Origin of the sequence: Alteromonas sp. K632G (genome assembly GCF_017653625.1) — a bacterium.
GTDB classification, from domain to species: Bacteria; Pseudomonadota; Gammaproteobacteria; order Enterobacterales; family Alteromonadaceae; genus Alteromonas; species Alteromonas naphthalenivorans.
On the sequence record NZ_JAGGDM010000018.1, the window covers coordinates 36,031 to 57,843 of the forward strand.

Genomic DNA, 21,813 nt, shown 5'->3' on the forward strand with positions numbered 1-21,813 from the left:
CTATATACGGTCAGTGCAACATGTTAGCTGCGAAAGAGCCTTCTATTCTAAAGTGACTACCATATCAAGACTGGTAGTAACCCCACTGGGAGAGGTCACTAGCGCACTTACAATCGCACTGGTGCTGGCTTCCGACTCATCTAATAGATTAGTCAGTACGAAGGATAGTTGTCTGTTACCTGCCGCGTTGCTAGAAGGGACTGTGGCTTCAAGTGAACCTGAAATACCTCCTTCAGAGCTTGTAATGCTAATTTCGGTATCTTCCGCTAGTGGCTGATTGGCGGTATCTGAATACGCTAACGATAGCAACGCATTGCTTCCTCTTGGGATACTCAACACAGGCGTTAACCCAGGCGGATTAGTATTGTTCGCTAGTTCATCGGTACTGCTGTTAAACGTGAGTAATGCAGATGACGATGACATAATAATCACCATGGCACGCCTCACATGCAGCGCGCTATTTCCGCAGCTTGTGGCATCGCATTGCGGGCCATCAAATAGTCCATTGGCCAGGGTAAAGTCACCTGAACTGTCGTAATCGAAAAAGGGCTCTGTGGCGTCATAGCTACCGTTTTCGTTATCGTCTCTCCATGCTTCAGGGTAATCGATAAAGCCGGTGGTATCAGGAAGCAAAATGGAAAGTCCGTTACCCGTGCTGCCGGTAATGGCGCCGCCATCAGCATCGTCGTATAGGTTATTGCCATTAGCATCTATTAAGGTTTCATGGCCTACCGCTGTCACCATTACCGTAATTCGGTGATCGGCTACTCTTGGCTCGGCACTTGTCCAAGTCACACTGCAACTGCCGCTTTGGGTGGTACAGCTTGGTTCAATTAACCCGCCTTCGGTGGTGAAGTTTAGCGTGGTGCCATCTGGCACTGGATTGTTAAAAGCATCAGCCGCGCTAGCGGTAATGGTCAGTTCGTTGCCATTAATGGTGTGCGCTTCAGGGTTCAAACTCGATGGCGACAAACTAATACTGTTTTGATCTGGCAACCCAGTGTTCACGCTAAGCAATTCAGACTGAGACTGAATGCTAGTATCATCAATTTCAGTAACAGCAGTAACGCGAACGGCAGTAGGTACGCTACCTGCTGTCACAAAAGTGCTGACTTGGCCTTCAGAGTTAGTCAGTGCAGTGTCAGGGGAAAGCGCCAGGCCACCAATATTACTGTTTAAGCTAAACGCCACTTCTTGTTGAGCAAGCGGGTTACCCAGCGCACTATTAACTTGAAAAGTTACTCTTGATACTGAGCTTGCATCTTGACCGCCCGTACCACTGATTACAATCGATGACGGAGACGCATCGATAAAGGCGATGCTACCTGCGGTTTCAGGCAGAATTTCTATAGAGCGGGACACACTTAACGTACTGCTATTGATAGTAACCGTTGCACTTATTTCGTCGTCGAAGCCGGTATTTCCCGCGCAGCTGTTGTCTTGAAATGTAGAGCGAGCTTGTCCGCTTGCGGTAAATACGGTTTCATCAATATCGGCACTATCGTTCGCCACACAAACCGAACTAAAGGTAACAGGAATGCTGGTGGCATAAGTTTCGCCTTCAGAATTAACCAGTGCTACGTTAACACCCAGGGTTGCGCCAGCGGCGATGACAACGTCTTCGTCCGTGGTGTAACCGTCTACCCCTAATAAACCAGCGACAAATTCGCCGTTATCAAACGTACCAATTTGAATAACCTCATCGGTTACCGCAGAAGACTGAATTTCATAATTGAGTGTAGCTGTTAGGGTTTGCTCATTATAAACGTATGACACAGTGGCGGTGCCAGCACCTAGGTCATCGTCGGTAGGGAGTAACTGACTATTGGCAAGGCCGTCACTAGTAGTTAGCGCATCATCTATGCTTACCGAGCCGCGAGATACCTGGAAGCTAACAATGGCATCTGTAATTGGGGTGTCATCGATATTTACCAGCGACGCGCTAAGGGTGCCGGTTTCATCAGCGGTAATTCTACTGACTTGATTGCCTGCACTGTCACTTAAGGTGAGTAAAAGGGTGGGTAAAAATACGGTATCGGTGTCGGCAATTAAAAACTCAATATTTGCTTCTGACGATGTGCTGTCGTATGTCGCGGTTATCGTGCTAGCACCAGCGATAGCGCTATCTGAGTCTAAATACACAATGGCTTCACCGTTACTGTCAGTGAGCTTATCGCTAACAGAGAGTGTGCCTATACCGCTTGTGAAACTGACTATTTCCCCGGCTAACGCGGCACCATCTTCGGTAATGGTAGCGGTGATGCAGGCAGTATCACCAATATCGAAACTAGCCTGATTTACCGTATTACAGTTAGCATCGCCAATCTCAAGAGAAAGTGCTACGACTGGAGAGGTGGTACTATCGTCGCTATCCGAACTGCCAAAGGGGTCGTCGCCGTTTGCCCCCGAGGTACCGTTACATCCTGATAATACCCAAACGAAAGCACATGCCGCTAAAAGCCGCCCCATATACCTCTCCTTATGTTGCTACTCTTTTTGAGTAACGTCTTTTAAATATTGGAATAACTCCCTGTAAGCTTTAGGAGGAGCATTCTTTTCTTGCTCTTTTTTCACTTGGCGATGGAACTGCCTTAATTTTTGTCTATCTAGCTCAGGGTATTGTTCAATAAGCCCCTGAATGGCGTCGTCACCACGGGTTATCACATCTTCGCGAGCACGTTCTAATTCATGGAACGCAGCGTTATTTGCTTGATGTTGATGGGTTATTTTAGCCAAGGCGACTTCAATAGGGGAATTATCCCTTTGTCTAAGTAGCTTACCAATGAACTGAAGTTGCCTTCTGTAACCGTCTTTTTTCTTATTGATGACACGTGCAATATCTAGCGCATCTTTCAATTCTTCATCAAGCGGAATGGTGGCGTAGTGGGCAGGGGTAAGGTTTACTACGGTTTGCCCTAGCTTTTGTAAGTCTTTAGATTGGCGCTTTAGTTCGCTTTTACTAATGAGCTCTTCTTCTGGCTCGGCGCTTTCTAACTTAGATTGTTGTCGTGATTTAGATTTCTGATCGCTCATTTCAAACTCATAAGTGTTACACTTTAGCTAAATTGTAACTATCACAGTCGGATTTAGACAGCGAAACTTACTATGCAAATTGAGCAACAGTTATCAGAAATTCAGAATGTCGTTGATGATGTACTGAAATTAGCCCTAAAAAATGGGGCAACCCAAGCAGAAGCAAGCATGTCAAAAGTGGAAGGTATTGCGGTATCTTCACGTATGCAAGAAGTTGAAAACGTAGAGTTTACCAACGATGGCGGCTTGGGAATTAGTGTTTACGTAGGTAAGCGAAAAGGCAGCGCATCAACGGCTGACTTAAGCAAAGAAGCCCTTACCCGGGCCGTGGAAAAAGCCGTAGATATTGCGAAGTACACCAGTGAAGATCCTTGTACTGGTCTTGCCGATGCTGAACTTATGGCCACAGAATTCCCCGATTTAGATTTATATCACCCGCAAGAGCTTGATACCGAGAAAGCCATTGCCACCACGATTGAAGCGGAATCTGCGGCATTAGGTTACGACCCTCGCATTACAAATTCAGACGGTGCATCGTATAACGCTAACCTTGGTATGCGTGTTTACGGTAATACCCACGGTATTAATGCTGGGTATCCAAGTAGCCGTTACAGCTTAAGCTGTATGGTGATTGGTTCGCAAGATGGTGATATGCAGCGCGATTACGCGTACACAGTAGACCGCCAGGCGCCTTTGTTGCAATCGGCAGTATCTATTGGGCAAGAAGCGGCAAAAGCCACTGTAGAGCGTTTAGGAGCTCGTAAGGTTAATACGGCTCAGGTGCCTATTCTTTTGCACAAAGACATAGCGTCTAGTTTATTTGGGCATTATGTGGGTGCTATTAGTGGTGGTAGTTTGTATCGTCGTTCATCGTTTTTGTTAGATAGCTTAGGTAAACAAATTTTTCCTGAGTGGCTAAACATTGAAGAACGCCCATTTATAAAGTCGGGCTTAGCGAGTTCTAGCTTCGACAATGAAGGCGTTGCTTGTAAAGACATGACAATAGTTGATGGTGGAAAGCTTTCTACTTACCTTTACACCACCTATTCGGCTCGTAAGCTAAACACCCAAACCAATGGTCACGCAGGTGGCATACACAACTGGTTAGTGGGCGACACTGGTCATAGCGACAGCGACCTGCTAAAAGAAATGGGCACTGGCTTATACGTTACCGAGCTTATGGGGCAGGGCGTGAACACAGTGACCGGCGATTATTCTCGCGGTGCAGCTGGGTTCTGGGTAGAAAATGGTATTATTCAATACCCAGTGCATGAAGTCACCATTGCTGGCTGCTTACAAGATATGTTCGCAGGCATTGTGGCAATTGGGAAAGACAAAGATTTGCGCGGTAGTGTGCATACCGGTTCTATTCTTATTAATCAGATGAAAATAGCAGGAAGCTAGTTTCTCTGTTTCGATTTAAGTCGTTCAAACCCTCTCGGTTTACCTAGCGCGTTTGAACGAACTTGCTTAATGTAAAGACTGCCGCTGGCGAAATTCGCTGGGCGGCATGCCTTCTGATTTTTTAAACCGCTTCGAAAACGTAAACACATTGCTGTAGCCCACATAGTTGGCAATATAAGCAATGGGCCATTGCGTGCTTATCAGTAAATTTTTAGCCCTTACCATGCGCAGATAAATAACATGCTGCATGGGGCTTCGACCAAACTGTGCAAGGCATAGCCTATGTAGGTGAGGGGCCGAGTAGTGTACTTTGTCTACCAAGGCGTCTATATCCCAATTGAACTGCAATTGCTTTTCTACCGCAGCAAACAGGGCCGATAATCGTACTTGGTGCGTGCTTTTCACCGGGGTGGCAATATGCTGCAAATATTGCTGAATAATTGGAATCACCGCTTGCCTATGTTGGCTATTGGTTTCTAAATACAATAATTCCATCGCATGATGTAGTCCTGACAACTCAATGTTGTGCTGAACGGGGTGTGCTACATCAAAAAAATGCTGCCATCGAGGGCAATCAGATAAATTAAGCCAAATAATGTCCCACTGCTCTTGATCCGCTCGCGGCGCTTGATTGGCACGCGACGCTCGCTCTGAGCTTTGCTCTTTCTTATCTCGGGGGGCTTTCTCAGCGTTAACTCTATCTTGTACTTCACAGGCTTCGCTTTTCGTTACTTCAGTTGCATCCGGCGTTGCGCTGGTTTCATCAAAATGATCAATTTGTACTTCAAAACTTTGGTGCGCTGGCAAAATAATCACACTTGAAGCTGGTAGTGCGTACTCGCCAGACGGGGTGAGTATTTTACCGCTGCCTTTTAAAGAATAAAAAATAGTGTGGTTAGGAGGCGTAACCCGGCCTACTTGATAAGTACCCGATAAATTCGAGCAACCCGCCAACTCAATGTCTAGCGCTTTAATTTCTGGCGCATTTGTACTGTCTATAAAGCGTTCAAGGCAGTGTGGCCCAATATTCACGATATCGCGAAAGGTTCTCTGCGCATGCACATTTTGGGAGCCAGAAGAAGCTAAGTTAATAGGTTGCATAATTGTAAAATGAGAGTTTTGGATAAATTAAAGAGAGAAACAAGCATAAAGGATTGCGCGTGTTTCCGCTATATTTCACCTGTTATTAAAAAACCTTATCGTAAAAGGAGCCAGTAATGGCAAATGTTGCTCAAGTTGTTGCGCAAAAAGATTGGCAAAACCCTGTTGTATTTCAAAGAAATCGCGTGAATGGACATAGTCCATTAAACGGTTTTTTAACTCAAGAAGATGCTAAACATAACGCTAATGCGCAAAAACAAAGTTTGAATGGCGAGTGGGATTTTAGATTATATCCCCAACCTGAGGCCGTTACAGAAGACATATTGAGCGAGGTATTGTCTGACGCACTGCCTGAAGCTGCAAACTGGCAGTCTATTGTCGTGCCTTCAAACTGGCAAATGCAGGGGGTTGATAAGCCTATTTACTGCAATGTTAAATATCCTTTTCCGGTAAACCCGCCAGAAGTACCTAGCGATAACCCCACAGGCTGCTATCGCAAAACGTTTACGGTAAGCGAAGAGGCAGTACAGCTGCGTAATCATATAGTGTTTGAAGGGGTTAATAGTGCCTTTCATCTTTGGTGCAACGGCGAATATGTGGGGTATTCGCAAGATAGCCGTTTACCGGCCGAATTCAATTTAACGCCTTTTTTAAAGGTGGGTGAAAATCGCTTAGCGGTAATGGTTATTCGCTGGTCTGACGGAAGTTATTTAGAAGATCAAGATATGTGGTGGTTAAGCGGTATATTCCGCGATGTGGTATTGGTAACGAAACCTCAGCATCATATTCAAGATGTATTTGCCACACCAAAACTAGATGCTTGTTATCGGGATGGCAGCTTAGAAGTACGTACCGCGATTAATGCACCAGCGAGCTATACCGTGGGCATTCAGTTGTTTGATGGTGAAACCGCCGTTACCGAACAAGCAGTGTCAGGCACCAACAACCGCCGTATAGATGAGAAAGGCGGGTGGGATGATGTGATTTTTCAATCGCTAGCGGTTACGGAACCAAATAAATGGACGGCCGAGACTCCTTATTTGTATCGCCTAGTTGTCACTTTGTTTAACGACGTAGGTAATGTGGTTGTTGCCGAAGGCTACAACATAGGTTTTCGTCAGGTAGATATGCTTGATGGCCAGTTGTGCGTGAACGGCAAGCCTATTCTTATTCGTGGTGTAAATAGGCACGAGCATCATGAAAGCAAAGGTCATGCGGTAAATGAAGCCGACATGATTGAAGATATTAAGCTTTTAAAGCAAAACAACTTCAATGCGGTACGCACTGCCCATTACCCTAATCATCCGCGTTGGTATGAACTGTGTGATGAGTATGGTTTGTACTTGGTAGATGAAGCCAATATTGAAACCCACGGTATGTTCCCGATGGGGCGTTTATCGAGAGATGCGGTGTGGGCAGGAGCTTATTTAGCCCGTTATACGCAAATGGTAGAGCGGGACAAAAACCACGCTTCTATTATTATTTGGTCATTAGGTAATGAATGTGGTCATGGGCCAAACCAAGATGCTATGTACGGTTGGTCTAAAGCCTTTGACCCATCCCGACCTGTGCAATACGAAGGCGGCGGTGCGAATACTACCGCAACCGATATTATCGCGCCTATGTATGCCCGAGTAGATACTGATGTACTTGATGAGGCCGTACCTAAATGGGCCATTAAAAAATGGTTATCACTACCTGGTGAAACCCGCCCTGTTATTTTGTGTGAGTACGCTCATGCCATGGGGAACAGTTTAGGAAGCTTTGCGGACTACTGGCAGGCATTTAGAGACTATCCGCGTTTGCAAGGAGGTTTCATTTGGGATTGGGTCGATCAAGGCTTAGTGAAGCATACAGACAGCGGTGAGGCCTATTGGGCCTACGGAGGCGACTTTGGTGATACCGATAACGACCGTCAGTTCTGTATTAATGGTTTGCTGTTTCCTGATCGCACGCCGCACCCTGCTTTATTTGAAGCTAAATACTGCCAACAGCATTTAGCATTCACGCTTAAATCTTTACAGAACGAACAAGCTGGCAGTTATCAGTTAACCATCGCAAGCGATTATGTATTTCGTTCAACCGATAACGAAGCACTGCAATGGCAATTGCTTAAAAACGGCGAGTGCGTTGCCAACGGCACTGAAACATTAAGTATTAGCCCCCAGTCGTCACAAACACTTGTGATAACCCCTAAAATAGCGTTTGTGCCTGATGCGATGTACCACCTTAATATTGATGTGGTGCTTAAAAATGATTGTGACTGGGCGAATGCTGGGCATGTATTAGATACAGAGCAGTTCGAGATTGCCAATACCGCAGGTTTTTCTGGACTGACAGCCGCAGATTTTTCTCCTTTAGCATCAGCCAGTACGCATACTGGTGACGCTAGTAATAGCGAGAATAAAGACAAAGCTAAACAAAAAGTAGCGGTAGAGCGCACCGAAACTCAGGTGAATATTCACGCGGCAAGCAATCACTTCATGCTTGATACTAACACTGGGTTACTTACTTCTTGGTTAGCCAATGGCGAAGAGCAGCTAAGTGCACCACTTGAAGACAACTTTTTTAGGGCACCACTAGACAACGACATTGGCGTAAGTGAAGTGGATAACCCCGATCCTAATGCATGGGAGTCTCGCTGGCGCCGCGCAGGAATAGGCCAGTGGCAACGCAGCTGTGTTGATGTTGATATTGTTGAATGTGCACACGATGTGCGTGTTACGGCACTGTTTAATTACCATCACAACAATGCGCTAGTCGCTGCTACAAGTTGGTGTTACCGCGTAGATGCAACAGGTACATTAGCATTAGATGTTCAGGTTAAGTTAGCCGATACATTGCCACCTATGCCGCGTATCGGTTTGCAGTGGGCAGTGCCTCATTCAAGTCAGACTGAAGGTAACATTCAGTGGAAGGGGTTAGGGCCATTTGAAAATTATCCCGACCGACTAGCAGCAGCAAGGTTTGGTAGTTACAGTGAAAGTATTGCAAATATGCATACGCCTTACATCTTTCCTACCGACAATGGGCTTCGTAGTGATTGTCGAGAGCTTAGTATTAACGCTGTACAAGTAGCGGGTGATTTTCACTTTGCTGTAAGCCCTTACGGGCAAAAGCAGCTTGATGAAGCTAAGCACACCTGCGACTTAACTACTGCCGACAGTACTTACGTGTACATCGACCATGCTCACATGGGGGTAGGCGGTGATGACTCGTGGAGCCCAAGTACGCACAAAGCCTTTTTGTTAGAGAAAAAAGCCTATCGGTATTTTTTATCTTTTACTGCATGCTCATAAGAGCATCGCACGCTAGCTAAGCTTAAGTGCGTTCAACACTTACATTATCAATTTTGGACGTAAAAAAGCCGCTCTATTGAGCGGCTTTTTGGTATTTAATCAGGCTATTACTTACAACGGTAACTACCGTTGGTGTCTCTACTTGGGCTAATTAGCCGTCGACAGAGCCACAGAAGCGGTAACCTTCACCGTGAATGGTTACAATCAATTCTTCATCAGAAGGATCTGATTCGAAGTGCTTACGAATACGGCGGATAGTTACATCTACTGTACGGTCGTTAGGGCGAAGCTCACGACCTGTCATTTCCATAATTAGCTGTTCACGGGTAAGAATTTTACCTGGGTTGCTGAGGAATAAATGTAGTGCACGGAATTCACTGCGTGGTAAACGGAACTCTTTACCTGTTGGTGAAATAAGTGAACGGCTGTCGCCATCCAAAATCCAGCCATTGAAGTTTACACGGCTTGGTAAATCATCGTCTTCTGCAGAGTTTGTGGTGCGAGATAATAAGTTACGCGCACGAATAGTCAGTTCACGAGGATTGAAAGGCTTGGTTAGATAGTCATCTGCGCCAATTTCCAGACCTAAGATACGATCAACGTCGTTATCACGGCCAGTAAGGAAAATAAGACCTACATTTTTGCGGTCACGTACTTCACGCGCCAAAATTAGGCCATTTTTACCTGGCAAATTAATATCCATAATAACCAAATTAATTGCGTGATTTTCAAAGAAGTCATGCATTTGATCACCATTTTCAGCTTCAAATACATTGTACCCTTCTGCTTCGAATAAACTCTTTAGCGTGGTACGTGTGACCACTTCATCTTCAACAATTAACACATTTGGCGTCTGCATGGTGTTTTACACTCTTTATAAAATCGGTTTAAGCAATTACTGATTAAATTTTAATATTCGTTTACTTATATGCAAGTTACTATCGAATATTACTAAATTCAAGGTATTGGGGTTAGCCAACAAATTTCAAGCAAAGTTCAATAGTTATACAGGTATTATGACGTTTTCGCACTGGAAACAGGAAAAACAATAACAAATTCTACACCACTACCAACTTCACTGGTAATTGAGATAGAGCCATTGAGCGCTTGAGTGACTAAATTGTACACTAAGTGCATGCCTAATCCAGACCCCCCTTGTCCACGTTTTGTGGTTACGAAAGGGTCGAAAATACGTTTACGAATATCTGATGGGATCCCGATGCCGTTATCCCGATACACTAACTTTAGCTTGTTTGTTGTAATTAATTCAGCACAGATATCAATCTGGCCTTTTTCTATGTTCTCAAACCCATGAATAACCGAATTCATAATAAGGTTAATAATGATTTGATTAATAGGACCAGCCTTCGTTTCAACGCATAAGGTAGGGTCGCAATCTACGTTGATGTTGTGTTGTAATTTTTTTAAGCGAGGCTGTAACGACAGTAGTATCTCATTAACTAGCTGTGCAAAGCAAAAAGTTCGGCTACTTTCGCTCGATTGATCCACTGCAACCTGTTTAAAACTGGAAATTAGCTCGGCTGCGCGGTTCAAATTGCGATAAATGATGTTTAAATTTTCATGACTTTCATCCATGAAGCGTTTCATGGCACTGGCTTTTAAGGTTTTGTTCTCAAAATCCCTTTCAATAACCGCAAGTCGGTCGAGCATCATCGTAGAGGCTGTAACCCCTAAACCGATGGGGGTGTTAACTTCGTGGGCAACCCCGGCAACCATGTCACCCAACGACGCCATTTTTTCATTTTGTACAATTTGACGTTGAAACTCATGCAGCTTTTCAAGCGTTTGAATTAATGCTTGGTTCGCGTCTTTCAATGCATTAGTGCGTTGGCTTACCATTTCTTCTAAGCTGGCATTCAGCTTTCGATGCTGCTCTTCAGCCTGACGCTGTTTGTGCATGTATTCTTGTATGCGAGATAGCATAATATTTACATCATCAGACAGCACGTCTATTTCTTTAATATTCGACGGTTCTGCGCGTGCTGAATAGTCCCGCTGCCTAGAAGTGCGTTGTAAGAAAAAAGAAAGCTTTTCAATAGGTGCAGTGGCACGGCGCTGAAAACGCAATGCTAGCAAAAAGCTGAATACGAGTAAGAAAAGCATAATCCCAAGGTTAACCAGAACCGTTTTAATAACGTGCTGGCTAAACCCGTCTGCAGACATGCGAAGATAAACCCATCCCAAAACTTCATTGGTCTCTTGGTCAAAAATTTCCCGACTACTTTCTAGATAATCATTATCTTCAGTAAGTAAGGGAGTTTGATCTAGATTGACTAGCTGTTTTTGCTTTCCAGGAATAAGTAACTGGCCGCCTTTGTTGTATGAAGCAAAACGTTCAACGGCGCTTAAGGTGTTAGAGCCATCCGGTAAGGTTTTATAGATATGAACGTTTAACACTTTGTCAGCAGCATCTAAGAATTGCAAAGACTCTTCCACCAATGCTTGGCTAGAATTTCTTAGCGGGCTGGCAACCGCATTGGCGGTCATCTTAGATAGTAGATTCGCGCGGTTATCCAATTCGTATCGATAAGCATTTATTTGGGTGTAGATGGACAAACCGGAGGTACTTACCAGCGAAATTGCGGCGATGGTCATTACCACCCACAAAAATAAACTTCGTATAGAAAGTTTTATAGCCCGATCTGTCATGCTGATTATCAGATTTTCTAATTCAATGAACGCTCAATAATAGTGGCGCATTCTTTAACAAAAAGAAAGAAACGCCATACAAGCCACTAAAGGGTAAATACTTAAACGAACATAGATTCGTAAAGTTTTATATATTCACCCGCTGCACGTTCCCACGTAAAGCGGGTGTTCATGCCTCTTTGCTGCATTTCTCTGAACTTCACTGGATGCTCGTAATAAAACAGTAAAGCGCGACGAATACAGGCAAGCAGGGCTTCAGGGCGTGGTTGTTCAAAAACAAAGCCGGTAGCGTCTTCGCTATGGCGGTTGTCCACCACAGTGTCTTTTAAGCCACCTACCGCTCGCACGATAGGAATGGTGCCGTAGGCCAAACTGTACATTTGATTCAGCCCACAAGGTTCAAACTGCGATGGCATTAAGAAAAAGTCAGCGCCGGCCTCAACTAGGTGAGCGTGCTCTGAGCTAAACCCATTAATAAAAGCGAACTGAGAAGGGTGATTTTGTGCAAATTCACCTAAATCCATACACATTTTAGGATCGCCAGTACCTACTATAACGATTTGCACATTATGCTGAACCAGTTCATCAAGAATAGGCAGAATATAGCCAAACCCTTTCTGCTCGGTAAGACGACACACCATACCAATAAGTGGAATGCTTACATTCATCGGCAAGCCGGACTTTTCTTGTAGGGCGTGCTTACAGGTTTGTTTAGGCAGTAAGTTGTCTACGTCATAATGTTCTGGCAAAAACGAATCTGTAGCGGGGTTCCACTGCGTATAGTCGCACCCGTTTAATATGCCGGAAAGGTCGGTTTTGCGTCTAACCAAACGCTCGTGCAAGCCATGGCTGCCTAGGTCGGTTAACAGCTCTTGCGCGTAATGGGGGCTTACCGTAGTTACTTTTGTCGCAAACTCGATCCCCGATTGCAGCATATTGATATAACCGCCATGAACCTGTGCCAGTATGCCGGGGTGGTGGCGTAGAAACGGTACTTTTTCTAGTAGGTTTACCCCTTGAAACGCGGCATTGTGAATAGTGAACACGGTACGGGTTTTATCAAAAAAGCCTGTGTTATCGTAAGCAGTCAGGTAAGGCAGCATGGCCGTATGCCAATCGTGGCAATGGATAACGTCTGGCGAATAATTGATAGCTTGAAGGGTAGCCAATACTGCGCCACTAAAGAAACAAAAGCGCTCGCCATTATCTTCATAGGCTTCATATGCGTTGGAATACAAGCCTTCACGCATAAAGTATTCAGGGTAATCGACAAAATATACGGGTATGCCATGCCAGTCCATAACACGCACTTCGAAATTATATACTTTGTACTCGGTGAACAGCGTTTGTGTTTCACATGCCGAGGGTAAGTCTAACGCGTCTGCCAATACCTTGTAGTAAGGCATAACAATAACTACGTCTTCTCCTGCGTCTTTTAATGCAAGTGGAAGTGCTTTGCCTACATCTGCTAAGCCACCTGTTTTTACCAGTTCTTCTACTTCAGAGATAGCGAATACAATTTTCACACGAACGCCTCGTATTATATGAACGCGCCTATGGCCTCTGAGTGGGCTCTATAGCTGTTGCGCGAATTAGGGCTGACATATCTTCAGCCCCATATATCGAATATAGGGGGAATCTATTTACGTTAGCACAGGCTCTAGCAAAAGTGCTATTACTATGCAGCCTGATATAACGAAAATTGTGTGGTTTGTGCAGTGGTTAACACGCGTGGAAAGTGTTCAGACAATAGCCCCGGGTAGGGCAGAAAACGATTGGCAACCATTTGCAAAGTGCCGTTTTGACTTAGCATTTTACGAGCATCTTCAATAAATCGCTTAGTAATGGTGTAGTCGGTTTTAAGCCCTGTATGAAATGGTGGGTTGGTGACAATATGCTGTACTTTACCCTCGATGCCATACAAACCATTCGCAGCATGCAAGGTGGCTAATTGACCATTGGCCGCTAATGTCATCGCGCTGGCATAAATGGCAATCGCGCTAATATCAGACAGCTGCATTTTTAGGTGAGGGTAGGTCAGCATTAAGTAACTAGCAATTACCCCAGCACCACAAGCAAAATCTAATACGTTGCCGCTCATACCCGAGGTATGTTTTTCTAGTAGTAGTTTAGTGCCCTTGTCGAGTTCGCCATGGCTAAATACGCCAGGTAAAGAGCACACAGGCCAGCTTGTATTGCCAATCTCATAAGTGTCGGTTTCAAGCCAAGCTTCTGGTTCAAATGCTAAGTGAGGCTGTTCAACAATGGTGGTAATTAAACTGCAGTGACGGGCAGAGTCCACTTTATGCGTAACCCCGTAAGGTTGCATGAGTTTAGCCGCGCTTTTTATACCGCCTTTGTTTTCGCCCACAACGTGTATGCGGCCATTTTGACCCACCATGCCTGCTGCCATGCGCAGTAACATTTGAAAATGCGACTTTGATTTAGGCAGAAAAATTAGCACGTCAGTATGGGTGTGTTCATTGCGCATAAAAGGCGTAAAGTAATGGGTGTGCGGCCCCACTTTTTGCACCACCTCAAAACCCTCTTTCGTGATATCTCGGCTATCAAAACTGGATGAAGATATCACTCGAACACATTCAGAAAATATGTCGAAGTACTGGTGCATTACCGTTACATTTTTATGCTTAAGTGCATCGAGGAAGTAGGCATCAGAAGGATTGATAAACAACCATTCGCCTTGCTCAAAAATGTTGATGTTGCGTTCTAAAAGTTGGCTTTGAGGCGTTAAAATCATTACTGCGCTCGCTCGTAAATAAGATCCCAAACACCGTGGCCTAGCTTTTGACCACGGGTTTCAAATTTAGTGATAGGTCGATATTCAGGGCGAGGCACATAGGTACCTTCTTGTGCAGTATTTGCATAACCTGAAGTTGCATCCATTACTTCGGCCATGTGTTCTGCGTAAGGTTCCCAGTCGGTAGCCATATGGAAACAGCCACCTTTTTCTAATTTGGTTAGCACAAGGGCAGCAAACTCAGGCTGAACAATACGTCGCTTATGATGGCGCTTTTTATGCCAAGGATCGGGGAAAAACAATTGAAGTCGAGATAATCCACCCTCTGGGATCATATTCTTAAGCACTTCAACCGCATCGTGATCCATCACGCGCAAATTGGTTAAGCCCTGTTCGCCAGCTTCAGCTAAACAAGCGCCAACGCCTGGGCGATGCACTTCAATGCCAATAAAATTTTTCTCAGGGGCAGCCGCGGCCATTTCAACTAATGATTTACCCATACCAAAGCCAATTTCAACCACAACAGGCGCGGTTCTGCCAAATAGAACTGATAAGTCCAGTTCGGCATTTTGGTAGTCGATACCCATGGTTGGCCAAAATTCTTCAATGGCACGGGTTTGCGCTTTTGTTAAGCGGCCTTCGCGCTTTACAAAGCTTTTAACTTTACTTACGTGAACACCAGCGGCTTCAGCCTCGGCCTGGCTTTTGAATTGCCTCATTTGCAATACCTTTCTTGCCCCAATTTACTGGTGGCGCATTATCCAGTTAGCGGCATGTTATGCAACGCTATATTTAATAAAGTGCGCATAAAATGCGGTTTTTTTAAACATCTATACAATTGCTAAGCAGTGTAGCAAGCTTTTCGGGTTGTTCCAGAAGCATCATATGGCCTGCATTTTCAACCTTGTATATGTTCGCGGAGGCGATGTTATCTGCCATAGCTTGTAGCAAAGCAAGCGGTACAACTTCATCGTCAGTTGCTGCAATAATATTGACGGGCACCTTCGATTTCGCCAACGCTTTTACAAAGTCTTCCCTTGGCGATGTGGCTTGCGTATGAGCCAGCAAAGTATTTTTGCCTAAATCTTCTGCCATAGATTGTACAACGCCCATTACATCAGGACTTTCCTGATGAGTTGGATGCACAAAACGCGTAAAATAGGCAGGGTTTTCTGGCTTGAAGTCGCCACTGTTTAGCATAGTAACCAGCTGTTTGCGCCTTGCTATTTCTTCTTTCGATAAGCCTTTAGCATCGTATCCAATAAGCGTAATAGACGCCACGTGCTCCATATTCTGCGATGCCCATAGCGCGGAAATGTAACCACCCATGGAGAAGCCCACAAGATGTACTTTTTCATCTTGAATAACACGGTCGGAAGTAAGCGCTAGCATGTCGTCTTTGGTGGCTGCCCACTGTAAGGGTACATAGCGACGTTGAGAAATTTTCATGCGTTGCCAAACGGGCAACCAAACACGTTCATCGCATAAGGTTCCGGGTAAAAATAGAACAGGGGCGCTGGTGGTCACAAAGACTCCTAAAATACATTTATACCTTCACATGCTAACATAGCAGGCCATTTATCAATAAAACCTAATGGCTATTAAATGTAGCTAACGGTCATTCACTGCGCAGTTTTTATGACAAATACGGTTACCCCAAATACTTTTGCTGAGCGAGTACTTGCTTGGTACGACATTCATGGCCGCAAGCATCTGCCATGGCAACAAGATATTACCCCGTACAAAGTGTGGGTATCTGAGATTATGCTACAGCAAACGCAAGTCACCACCGTCATTCCGTATTTTGAGCGGTTTATGCAATCTTTCCCCAGCGTGGTAGAGCTTGCCAATGCAGCGCAAGATGACGTACTGCATCATTGGACGGGTTTAGGTTACTACGCCCGCGCTAGAAACTTACATAAAGCGGCGAAGCAAATAGTAGAAGATCATGGCGGTACGTTTCCTGACAATATAGACGATGTTATTGCCTTACCGGGAATAGGGCGCTCTACTGCTGGCGCGGTATTGTCTATTTCACGAAATCAGCGCCACCCTATATTAGATGGCAACGTAAAACGCGTGCTTGCTCGCTACTATGCTATTGGCGGCTGGCCTGGCCAAAAAGCGGTAGAAAATGCGTTGTGGGAAGTGGCAGAAAAGAATACGCCTGAAAAACGCAGTGCCAACTACACTCAGGTGATGATGGATTTGGGGGCTATGGTATGTACCCGCAGTAAGCCAAAGTGTGATGAATGCCCGTTACAACATGATTGCTTAGCCTATGCCCAAGGGGCACAAACAGAATTTCCCGGTAAAAAGCCCAAAAAAGCGATTCCAGAGCGAAGTACGCTACTTATAGTGCCGTTGTTCCAACAGCAGGTTTATTTAGAGCAGCGGCCTTCTAGCGGCTTGTGGGGCGGTTTATATGGTTTCATTGAAGCCCAAGACATAGAAAGTGCAGAAGCAGAACTTGCCAAACGAGGTATTGAAGCCAGTTCATTTGAAACCCAAACGGCGTTTAGGCATACCTTTAGCCATTTTCATTTGGATATAACACCGGTGTTTGCCGTGGTAAACTCTGTACCCAGAAAGCAGGTGGCAGAACAAAAAGCCCAGTGGTTTATGTTTAACGAACCTATTGAGGTAGGTTTAGCTGCTCCGACTAAGAAAATCATTCAACAATTAGTGCATGTGCTTTAGCGCATCGAATAGGTTAAGGACATACAATGAGTAGAGTGGTATTTTGCCAGCGTTTACAAAAAGAAGCCGACGGTTTAGATTTTCAGCTTTACCCCGGTGAGCTAGGAAAACGTATTTACGACAACATTTCGAAAGAAGCATGGGCCGACTGGCAAAAGAAACAAACCATGCTAATTAACGAAAATAAGTTAAATATGATGGAACCGACCGCCAGACAGTTTTTAGAGCAAAGTATGTCGGCTTACTTGTTCGATGGCGTAGAGCCTACGATTGAAGGCTATGTTCCGCCTGAAAAGTAACCAAAAAAGCGTATTTTGCATAAACAATGTGCAAACGGTAACAAAACCGAAAAAAAACCGACAAAAACGGTTGACTTGTTAGCCGGAAATCCGTTTAATACGCACCCACAGCGAGACAGGCAGCAAACGCCCAAACGCTAAAAGATTTTGCCTCGATAGCTCAGTTGGTAGAGCAGCGGATTGAAAATCCGCGTGTCCCTGGTTCGATCCCGGGTCGAGGCACCATTATTCGAAGAGCCCTGAACAGAAATGTTCGGGGCTTTTTTGATCTAGGTTGTTGTATCAAGTTAGCGGAACACGCTGGCGTGTCCCTGCGGCTGCACCGCGCGTTAGAATCCCGGGTCGAGGCACCATTATTCAAGAAGCCCTGTACGAAAGTACGGGGCTTTTTTGATCTAGGTTGTTGTATCAAGTTAGCGGAACACGCTGGCGTGCCCCTGCGGTTGCACCGCGCGTTAGAATCCCGGGTCGAGGCACCATTATTCAGGAAGCCCTTGCAGAAATGCGAGGGCTTTTTTGATCTAGGTTGTTGTATCAAGTTAGCGGAACACGCTGACGTGTCCCTGCGGTTGCACCGCGCGTTACAATCCCGGGTCGAGGCACTATTATTCAAGAAGCCCTGTACGAAAGTACGGGGCTTTTTTGATCTAGGTTGTTGTATCAAGTTAGCGGAACACGCTGGCGTGTCCCTGCGGTTGCACCGCGCGTTACAATCCCGGGTCGAGGCACCATTATTCAACAAAGCCCTTGCAGAAATGCGAGGGCTTTTTTGATCTAGGTTGTTGTATCAAGTTAGCGGAACACGCTGGCGTGCCCCTCACCGCATCTACATTCCACTCAATATTTGAATTCGATAAATACGCATATGGTAGCTTTACCCTTGAACACTGTATAATAAGTAGAATGAGTGAGGATGTTGAGGCAATTGGGAATGAACCGTCGTAAAAAAATCATCAAGAAACTTCAGAAAAAAGATAAAAAGGCCAATGCTAAAATTCATAAGAGCAATAAGCCGGCTTATATTTCTAAAGCAGAACGGGAAAAGTTAGCTGAACAAGCTAATAGCGATGAGCAAAGTAAACAGCCTGAAAACGAACAAGAATAACCCTCTAAAAATTCCTATCAGTTCAAAATGTAACAATTGTAAAAACACTACCTTTTTTTCATCAAGTAAATGAGAATGTTTCTTATTAAGAATAACTAAACATTTAATTGGAGCTTTCTTTGAAAAAACGAGTGTTCATTGGTGCGGTTTGCACTCTATCTAGCGCGTTTTCCTATGCCCAAGTACAAGCAGTTGATGAAACTAAGCCTGTCGAATCGGCCGCTGTTGAAAAAATATCGGTAGTAGGTGCTACAACAAACCTAAGTATTACTGCTGAAGACATCGAGCAATACCAAGCTAATGATCTCGCTGATATATTTCGCTACTCGCCTTCAATTAGTGTTGGTGGTTCAGTTGGCGTGGCACAAAAAATATATATTCGCGGCCTAGAAGATGCTTATTTAAATGTCACAGTAGATGGTGCACAGCAAACCTCCACACTTTTCCATCACATTGGCCGTGTCACTATCGACCCAGATTTGTTACAACAAATTGATGTGCAGGCTGGCGCTGGGGAAGCAACCAGTGGTCCAGGCGCTATTGGTGGTTCAATTCGCTTTAAAACCAAAGATGCGGATGACCTGTTAGCTGAAGGCGAGCAATTTGGTGGCCGTGTTAAAGCAAGCTACTTTTCGAACGATGGTACGCGCTATAGTGGCAGCCTTTACGGCAAGCTAAGCGATACATGGGGCGTGCTAGGTTATTACAGCACTGTCGATCGCGACAATATGGAAGATGGCGACGGTAACGAAATTTACGGTACAGCAGCCGATCAGGACATGTTGTTCCTTAAAGCCAGTGGCGATATTGCTGAAAATCACTATTTGTCGCTAAGTGTTGAGCAACGTGACGAAGAAGGTGAGTTTTCAGCACGCCCGAACTGGGTAGTATTAGAAGGTGCGGCGCTTTACCCAAGTGAAGCCGAGCGTGATACCTATGTAGCAAACTATCGTTTCGCACATAGCGATATGGTTTACCTAGAAGCCACCGCTTATCAAACCGATTCTTCATTTCAAGGTGGCCGTTTTAATTGGTTAGCCGAAATAGACACCTACGGTTTTGATATTCGCAATACCAGCGAAACAGCAAACCACAAGTTTGTATACGGGGTAGATTACCGTAGCGATGAAGTGGAAAGTGGACCAGCTGCAGGAGCGGTAGAGAACGCGGAAGAAAGTAGCGTAATGGGTATTTATGCGCAGGGTTACAGTGATATTACCCCTGAGCTATTACTTAGCTACGGTGTACGCTACGACGACTATGATTTTCAGCAACGCATATTGCTTGAAGAATATTACGGCACACCGGTTACTGACAGCGAAGCTTCACTAGACGACTCTGAACTAAGCTTTAATATTGGTGTTGCATATCAGCTTACTGAAGCATGGACCCTAGGTTTGGGTTATGCCGAAGCGGCTAGAGGAAAAGAAATTGGCGATGGTTTTACTATCGACGGTTACCTTTATGATGGCTCAGATATTCCAGTGGTTGCTGATGATCTTGTACCCGAAACAGTACAAAACATTGAAGCGTCTATTGAATACAGTGCGAATAACTTAAATGCGAAATTAAGCGTTTATAACTCAACCCTAGATGATGTGATTTTTGAAGGTTTTGAAGGAAACTCTGTTTTCAATAATATCGGTAGCGTAGAAAGCAGCGGTATTGAATTCGACCTTGCTTATCGCGTCGATTCATTCGACTTCTTCTTTGGCTTCTCGACCGCCGATACTGAATTAGACCCAAGAGACGGCCTATACAGCGTTGACTATTCATCTATTGATTTAAACGGTTATGAATTTGTGGGCTTAGGTAATAGCCGCGGCGATACCATAGTGGTTGGCGTAGATTACGCCGTTAACGCCGATATAAGTGTGGGGACTAGCATCAGACAGGTTAGGTCTATTGATATTGATACCTTGCACCAAGCAGTTGATTTGGGCTGGACAGACAGCTTGTATAGCTTAAACAAACCAAGCTACACACTTGTTGACTTGTATGGTGAGTGGCAGGCCACAAGCAATATTCTTGTTAACCTAGCGGTATCTAACTTGTTTGATGAGTACTACATCGACCATTCAAGCGTGGGTGACTATAGCGAAGTATTTGGCACTGTTATTGGCCCCCATGAAGCAGGTAGAGATATCAGGCTATCAGTAACCTACGACTTTTAGCACTAGGTCGTTAACCTGATGGTGTCTAAAACGATAAAGAAGTGGGTCTTTTGGACCCACCTTATTGCCGGCTTAATAGCCGGCATATTTGTTTTGTGTATGTCCTTTACGGGTGTATTACTGACTTATGAACGGCAAATTGTAGAGTTCAGTGAAAGGCTGCATGATGTAGAGCCTGCTAAGCTGTCTACACATGTGGGTGAAGCGGCTGTGCAACACGAAGGCGAGGGCATAGGCGGGTACACTGAAACACAAGCGCATAGCGCCGTTAGCGCGCGCATTAGCACCGATGAAGTGGTTACAATTCTACAGGCATTGAAGCCTAACGAACCACATATTTATGTTCGGTGGGTAAACCGCGAAGGCGCAGCTATCCCTGCTTGGGCGGGGCGACACAGCTTTTTACTACATCCTTATACTGGCGAAATTCTACGAGAAGGCGAGGGCATGGTGGGGGAGTTTTTCCATGTAGTCACCGACTTTCATCGTTATTTATCTCTTGCGGGCGACTATCGCGTGGTGGGTAAAAACATCACAGCGTATGCCAACTTAGTATTCCTCTTTCTAATCGTAAGTGGCCTGTATTTATGGTTGCCTAAGCGTTTAAATTTAAGAGCCCTAAAACAGCAGTTTCTATTACCTAAAACCTACCAGAATTCCCATCATCGGAATCGTCAGTGGCATGTCGTCTTCGGTATCTGGTGTTTAATACCGCTATTTGTTATTGCCTTAACCGCCACTATTTTTCATTTCGATTGGGCCAATAAAGCCATATATGGCGCCTTTGGTGAAAGTGTGCCTGCCCGAGAGCAGCATGAGGAAATTACCAGTTTAGCGGCTGACGTGGTGCCCTATGAAACGCTGTTTAATTCAGCCCAGCACCACGCCAACGCGAATGGCTACGCAGATTGGTATTCAATGTGGATGGAAATAGGTGAAGATATCCAGGAAGCACGTTTTTTCATTGATAAAAGCATAGGGCATAGGCAAGAACTCGCGTATTCGCTTTTTTCCGATACCCAAACAGGCGAAGTAACCAAGGTGCTAAGAAAGCAAGATTGGTCTCCTGGTGGTCAAGCGTGGGGCACGGCGCGCTTTCTACATACCGGTGAATACTTTGGGGTTGTGGGCCAAACCGTGGCAGGGGTGGTGTCCTTGCTTGCTTGTGTGCTGGTGTATACCGGCATTGTATTGGCGTGGCGCAGATTAGTCAGCGAGCCTAAACGGTTGCGTGAAAATGCAGGGGCAAATTCTTAAATCAATATCGCTC

The 21,813-nt window shown here is 45.1% G+C and carries 16 protein-coding genes and 1 tRNA gene; 8 read left to right on the forward strand and 9 right to left on the reverse strand.

The features are described from left to right. Positions 1-42 precede the first annotated feature (42 nt). Complete coding sequence (locus J5X92_RS16465; protein ID WP_208806130.1) at positions 43-2,469, reverse strand: Ig-like domain-containing protein; 2,427 nt, start codon at positions 2,467-2,469, stop codon at positions 43-45. Positions 2,470-2,487: 18 nt separating this feature from the next. Further along, complete coding sequence (yjgA, locus tag J5X92_RS16470; protein WP_057794562.1) at positions 2,488-3,033, reverse strand: ribosome biogenesis factor YjgA; 546 nt, start codon at positions 3,031-3,033, stop codon at positions 2,488-2,490. A gap of 72 nt (positions 3,034-3,105) precedes the next feature. Between yjgA and pmbA the strand changes: the two genes are divergently transcribed. Further along, a complete protein-coding gene (gene pmbA, locus J5X92_RS16475) occupies positions 3,106-4,437 on the forward strand; it encodes a metalloprotease PmbA (protein ID WP_208806131.1) in 1,332 nt (443 codons plus the stop codon). 66 nt (positions 4,438-4,503) lie between these two features. Here pmbA and J5X92_RS16480 read toward each other — a convergent pair whose 3' ends face one another. Next, complete coding sequence (locus J5X92_RS16480) at positions 4,504-5,538, reverse strand: helix-turn-helix transcriptional regulator (RefSeq protein ID WP_208806132.1); 1,035 nt, start codon at positions 5,536-5,538, stop codon at positions 4,504-4,506. Between the two features lie 116 nt (positions 5,539-5,654). Here J5X92_RS16480 and J5X92_RS16485 point away from each other — a divergent pair, with 116 nt between their 5' ends. After that, on the forward strand, positions 5,655-8,837 hold the full coding sequence (locus tag J5X92_RS16485) for a beta-galactosidase (protein WP_208806133.1): 3,183 nt from the start codon (positions 5,655-5,657) through the stop codon (positions 8,835-8,837). 151 nt (positions 8,838-8,988) lie between these two features. Here J5X92_RS16485 and arcA read toward each other — a convergent pair whose 3' ends face one another. The 6 genes from arcA to J5X92_RS16515 all read right to left on the reverse strand — a co-directional run bounded on the left by arcA (position 8,989) and on the right by J5X92_RS16515 (position 15,792). Then, positions 8,989-9,696 carry a two-component system response regulator ArcA gene (gene arcA, locus J5X92_RS16490; RefSeq protein ID WP_013785842.1) on the reverse strand — a complete coding sequence of 236 codons (708 nt, stop codon included), beginning with the start codon at positions 9,694-9,696 and terminating at the stop codon, positions 8,989-8,991. Positions 9,697-9,851: 155 nt separating this feature from the next. Beyond that, positions 9,852-11,507 (reverse strand): ATP-binding protein, encoded by a 1,656-nt coding sequence (locus tag J5X92_RS16495; RefSeq protein WP_208806134.1) that lies wholly within the window; start codon positions 11,505-11,507, stop codon positions 9,852-9,854. Between the two features lie 101 nt (positions 11,508-11,608). After that, entirely contained in the window at positions 11,609-13,033 is a 1,425-nt protein-coding gene (gene glgA, locus J5X92_RS16500; protein WP_208806135.1) for a glycogen synthase GlgA, read from the reverse strand. Between the two features lie 152 nt (positions 13,034-13,185). Beyond that, on the reverse strand, positions 13,186-14,265 hold the full coding sequence (locus tag J5X92_RS16505; RefSeq protein WP_208806136.1) for a methyltransferase: 1,080 nt from the start codon (positions 14,263-14,265) through the stop codon (positions 13,186-13,188). Then, positions 14,265-14,984, reverse strand: a complete 720-nt coding sequence (trmB, locus tag J5X92_RS16510) for a tRNA (guanosine(46)-N7)-methyltransferase TrmB (RefSeq protein WP_159528067.1) — start codon at positions 14,982-14,984, stop codon at positions 14,265-14,267. Before trmB ends, J5X92_RS16505 begins: the two co-directional genes overlap by 1 nt. A 103-nt stretch (positions 14,985-15,087) precedes the next feature. Next, positions 15,088-15,792, reverse strand: a complete 705-nt coding sequence (locus J5X92_RS16515) for an alpha/beta hydrolase (RefSeq protein WP_208806137.1) — start codon at positions 15,790-15,792, stop codon at positions 15,088-15,090. 111 nt (positions 15,793-15,903) lie between these two features. On the opposite strand from J5X92_RS16515, the gene mutY reads away from it, so the two are divergent. The 6 genes from mutY to J5X92_RS16545 all read left to right on the forward strand — a co-directional run bounded on the left by mutY (position 15,904) and on the right by J5X92_RS16545 (position 21,800). Next, on the forward strand, positions 15,904-16,965 hold the full coding sequence (mutY, locus tag J5X92_RS16520) for an A/G-specific adenine glycosylase (protein ID WP_013785836.1): 1,062 nt from the start codon (positions 15,904-15,906) through the stop codon (positions 16,963-16,965). Between the two features lie 26 nt (positions 16,966-16,991). Further along, positions 16,992-17,264 (forward strand): oxidative damage protection protein, encoded by a 273-nt coding sequence (locus tag J5X92_RS16525; protein WP_013785835.1) that lies wholly within the window; start codon positions 16,992-16,994, stop codon positions 17,262-17,264. 149 nt (positions 17,265-17,413) lie between these two features. Beyond that, positions 17,414-17,489 (forward strand) — tRNA-Phe (locus J5X92_RS16530). Between the two features lie 706 nt (positions 17,490-18,195). Beyond that, entirely contained in the window at positions 18,196-18,369 is a 174-nt protein-coding gene (locus J5X92_RS16535) for a DUF2986 domain-containing protein (RefSeq protein ID WP_208806138.1), read from the forward strand. Between the two features lie 119 nt (positions 18,370-18,488). After that, a complete protein-coding gene (locus J5X92_RS16540; RefSeq protein WP_208806139.1) occupies positions 18,489-20,543 on the forward strand; it encodes a TonB-dependent receptor in 2,055 nt (684 codons plus the stop codon). An 18-nt stretch (positions 20,544-20,561) separates the two neighbouring features. Then, a complete protein-coding gene (locus tag J5X92_RS16545) occupies positions 20,562-21,800 on the forward strand; it encodes a PepSY-associated TM helix domain-containing protein (protein WP_208806140.1) in 1,239 nt (412 codons plus the stop codon). Positions 21,801-21,813: the final 13 nt, after the last annotated feature.

Excerpts from the sequence above, each read along its gene's own strand:
- mutY (WP_013785836.1), top strand. The coding sequence starts at position 15,904 with ATGACAAATACGGTTACCCCAAATACTTTTGCTGAGCGAGTACTTGCT.
- pmbA (WP_208806131.1), top strand. The coding sequence starts at position 3,106 with ATGCAAATTGAGCAACAGTTATCAGAAATTCAGAATGTCGTTGATGAT.
- trmB (WP_159528067.1), bottom strand. The coding sequence starts at position 14,984 with ATGAGGCAATTCAAAAGCCAGGCCGAGGCTGAAGCCGCTGGTGTTCAC.
- J5X92_RS16525 (WP_013785835.1), top strand. The coding sequence starts at position 16,992 with ATGAGTAGAGTGGTATTTTGCCAGCGTTTACAAAAAGAAGCCGACGGT.
- J5X92_RS16465 (WP_208806130.1), bottom strand. The coding sequence starts at position 2,469 with ATGGGGCGGCTTTTAGCGGCATGTGCTTTCGTTTGGGTATTATCAGGA.
- J5X92_RS16535 (WP_208806138.1), top strand. The coding sequence starts at position 18,196 with ATGAACCGTCGTAAAAAAATCATCAAGAAACTTCAGAAAAAAGATAAA.
- J5X92_RS16485 (WP_208806133.1), top strand. The coding sequence starts at position 5,655 with ATGGCAAATGTTGCTCAAGTTGTTGCGCAAAAAGATTGGCAAAACCCT.
- J5X92_RS16495 (WP_208806134.1), bottom strand. The coding sequence starts at position 11,507 with ATGACAGATCGGGCTATAAAACTTTCTATACGAAGTTTATTTTTGTGG.
- yjgA (WP_057794562.1), bottom strand. The coding sequence starts at position 3,033 with ATGAGCGATCAGAAATCTAAATCACGACAACAATCTAAGTTAGAAAGC.
- J5X92_RS16545 (WP_208806140.1), top strand. The coding sequence starts at position 20,562 with ATGGTGTCTAAAACGATAAAGAAGTGGGTCTTTTGGACCCACCTTATT.
- J5X92_RS16505 (WP_208806136.1), bottom strand. The coding sequence starts at position 14,265 with ATGATTTTAACGCCTCAAAGCCAACTTTTAGAACGCAACATCAACATT.
- arcA (WP_013785842.1), bottom strand. The coding sequence starts at position 9,696 with ATGCAGACGCCAAATGTGTTAATTGTTGAAGATGAAGTGGTCACACGT.
- J5X92_RS16480 (WP_208806132.1), bottom strand. The coding sequence starts at position 5,538 with ATGCAACCTATTAACTTAGCTTCTTCTGGCTCCCAAAATGTGCATGCG.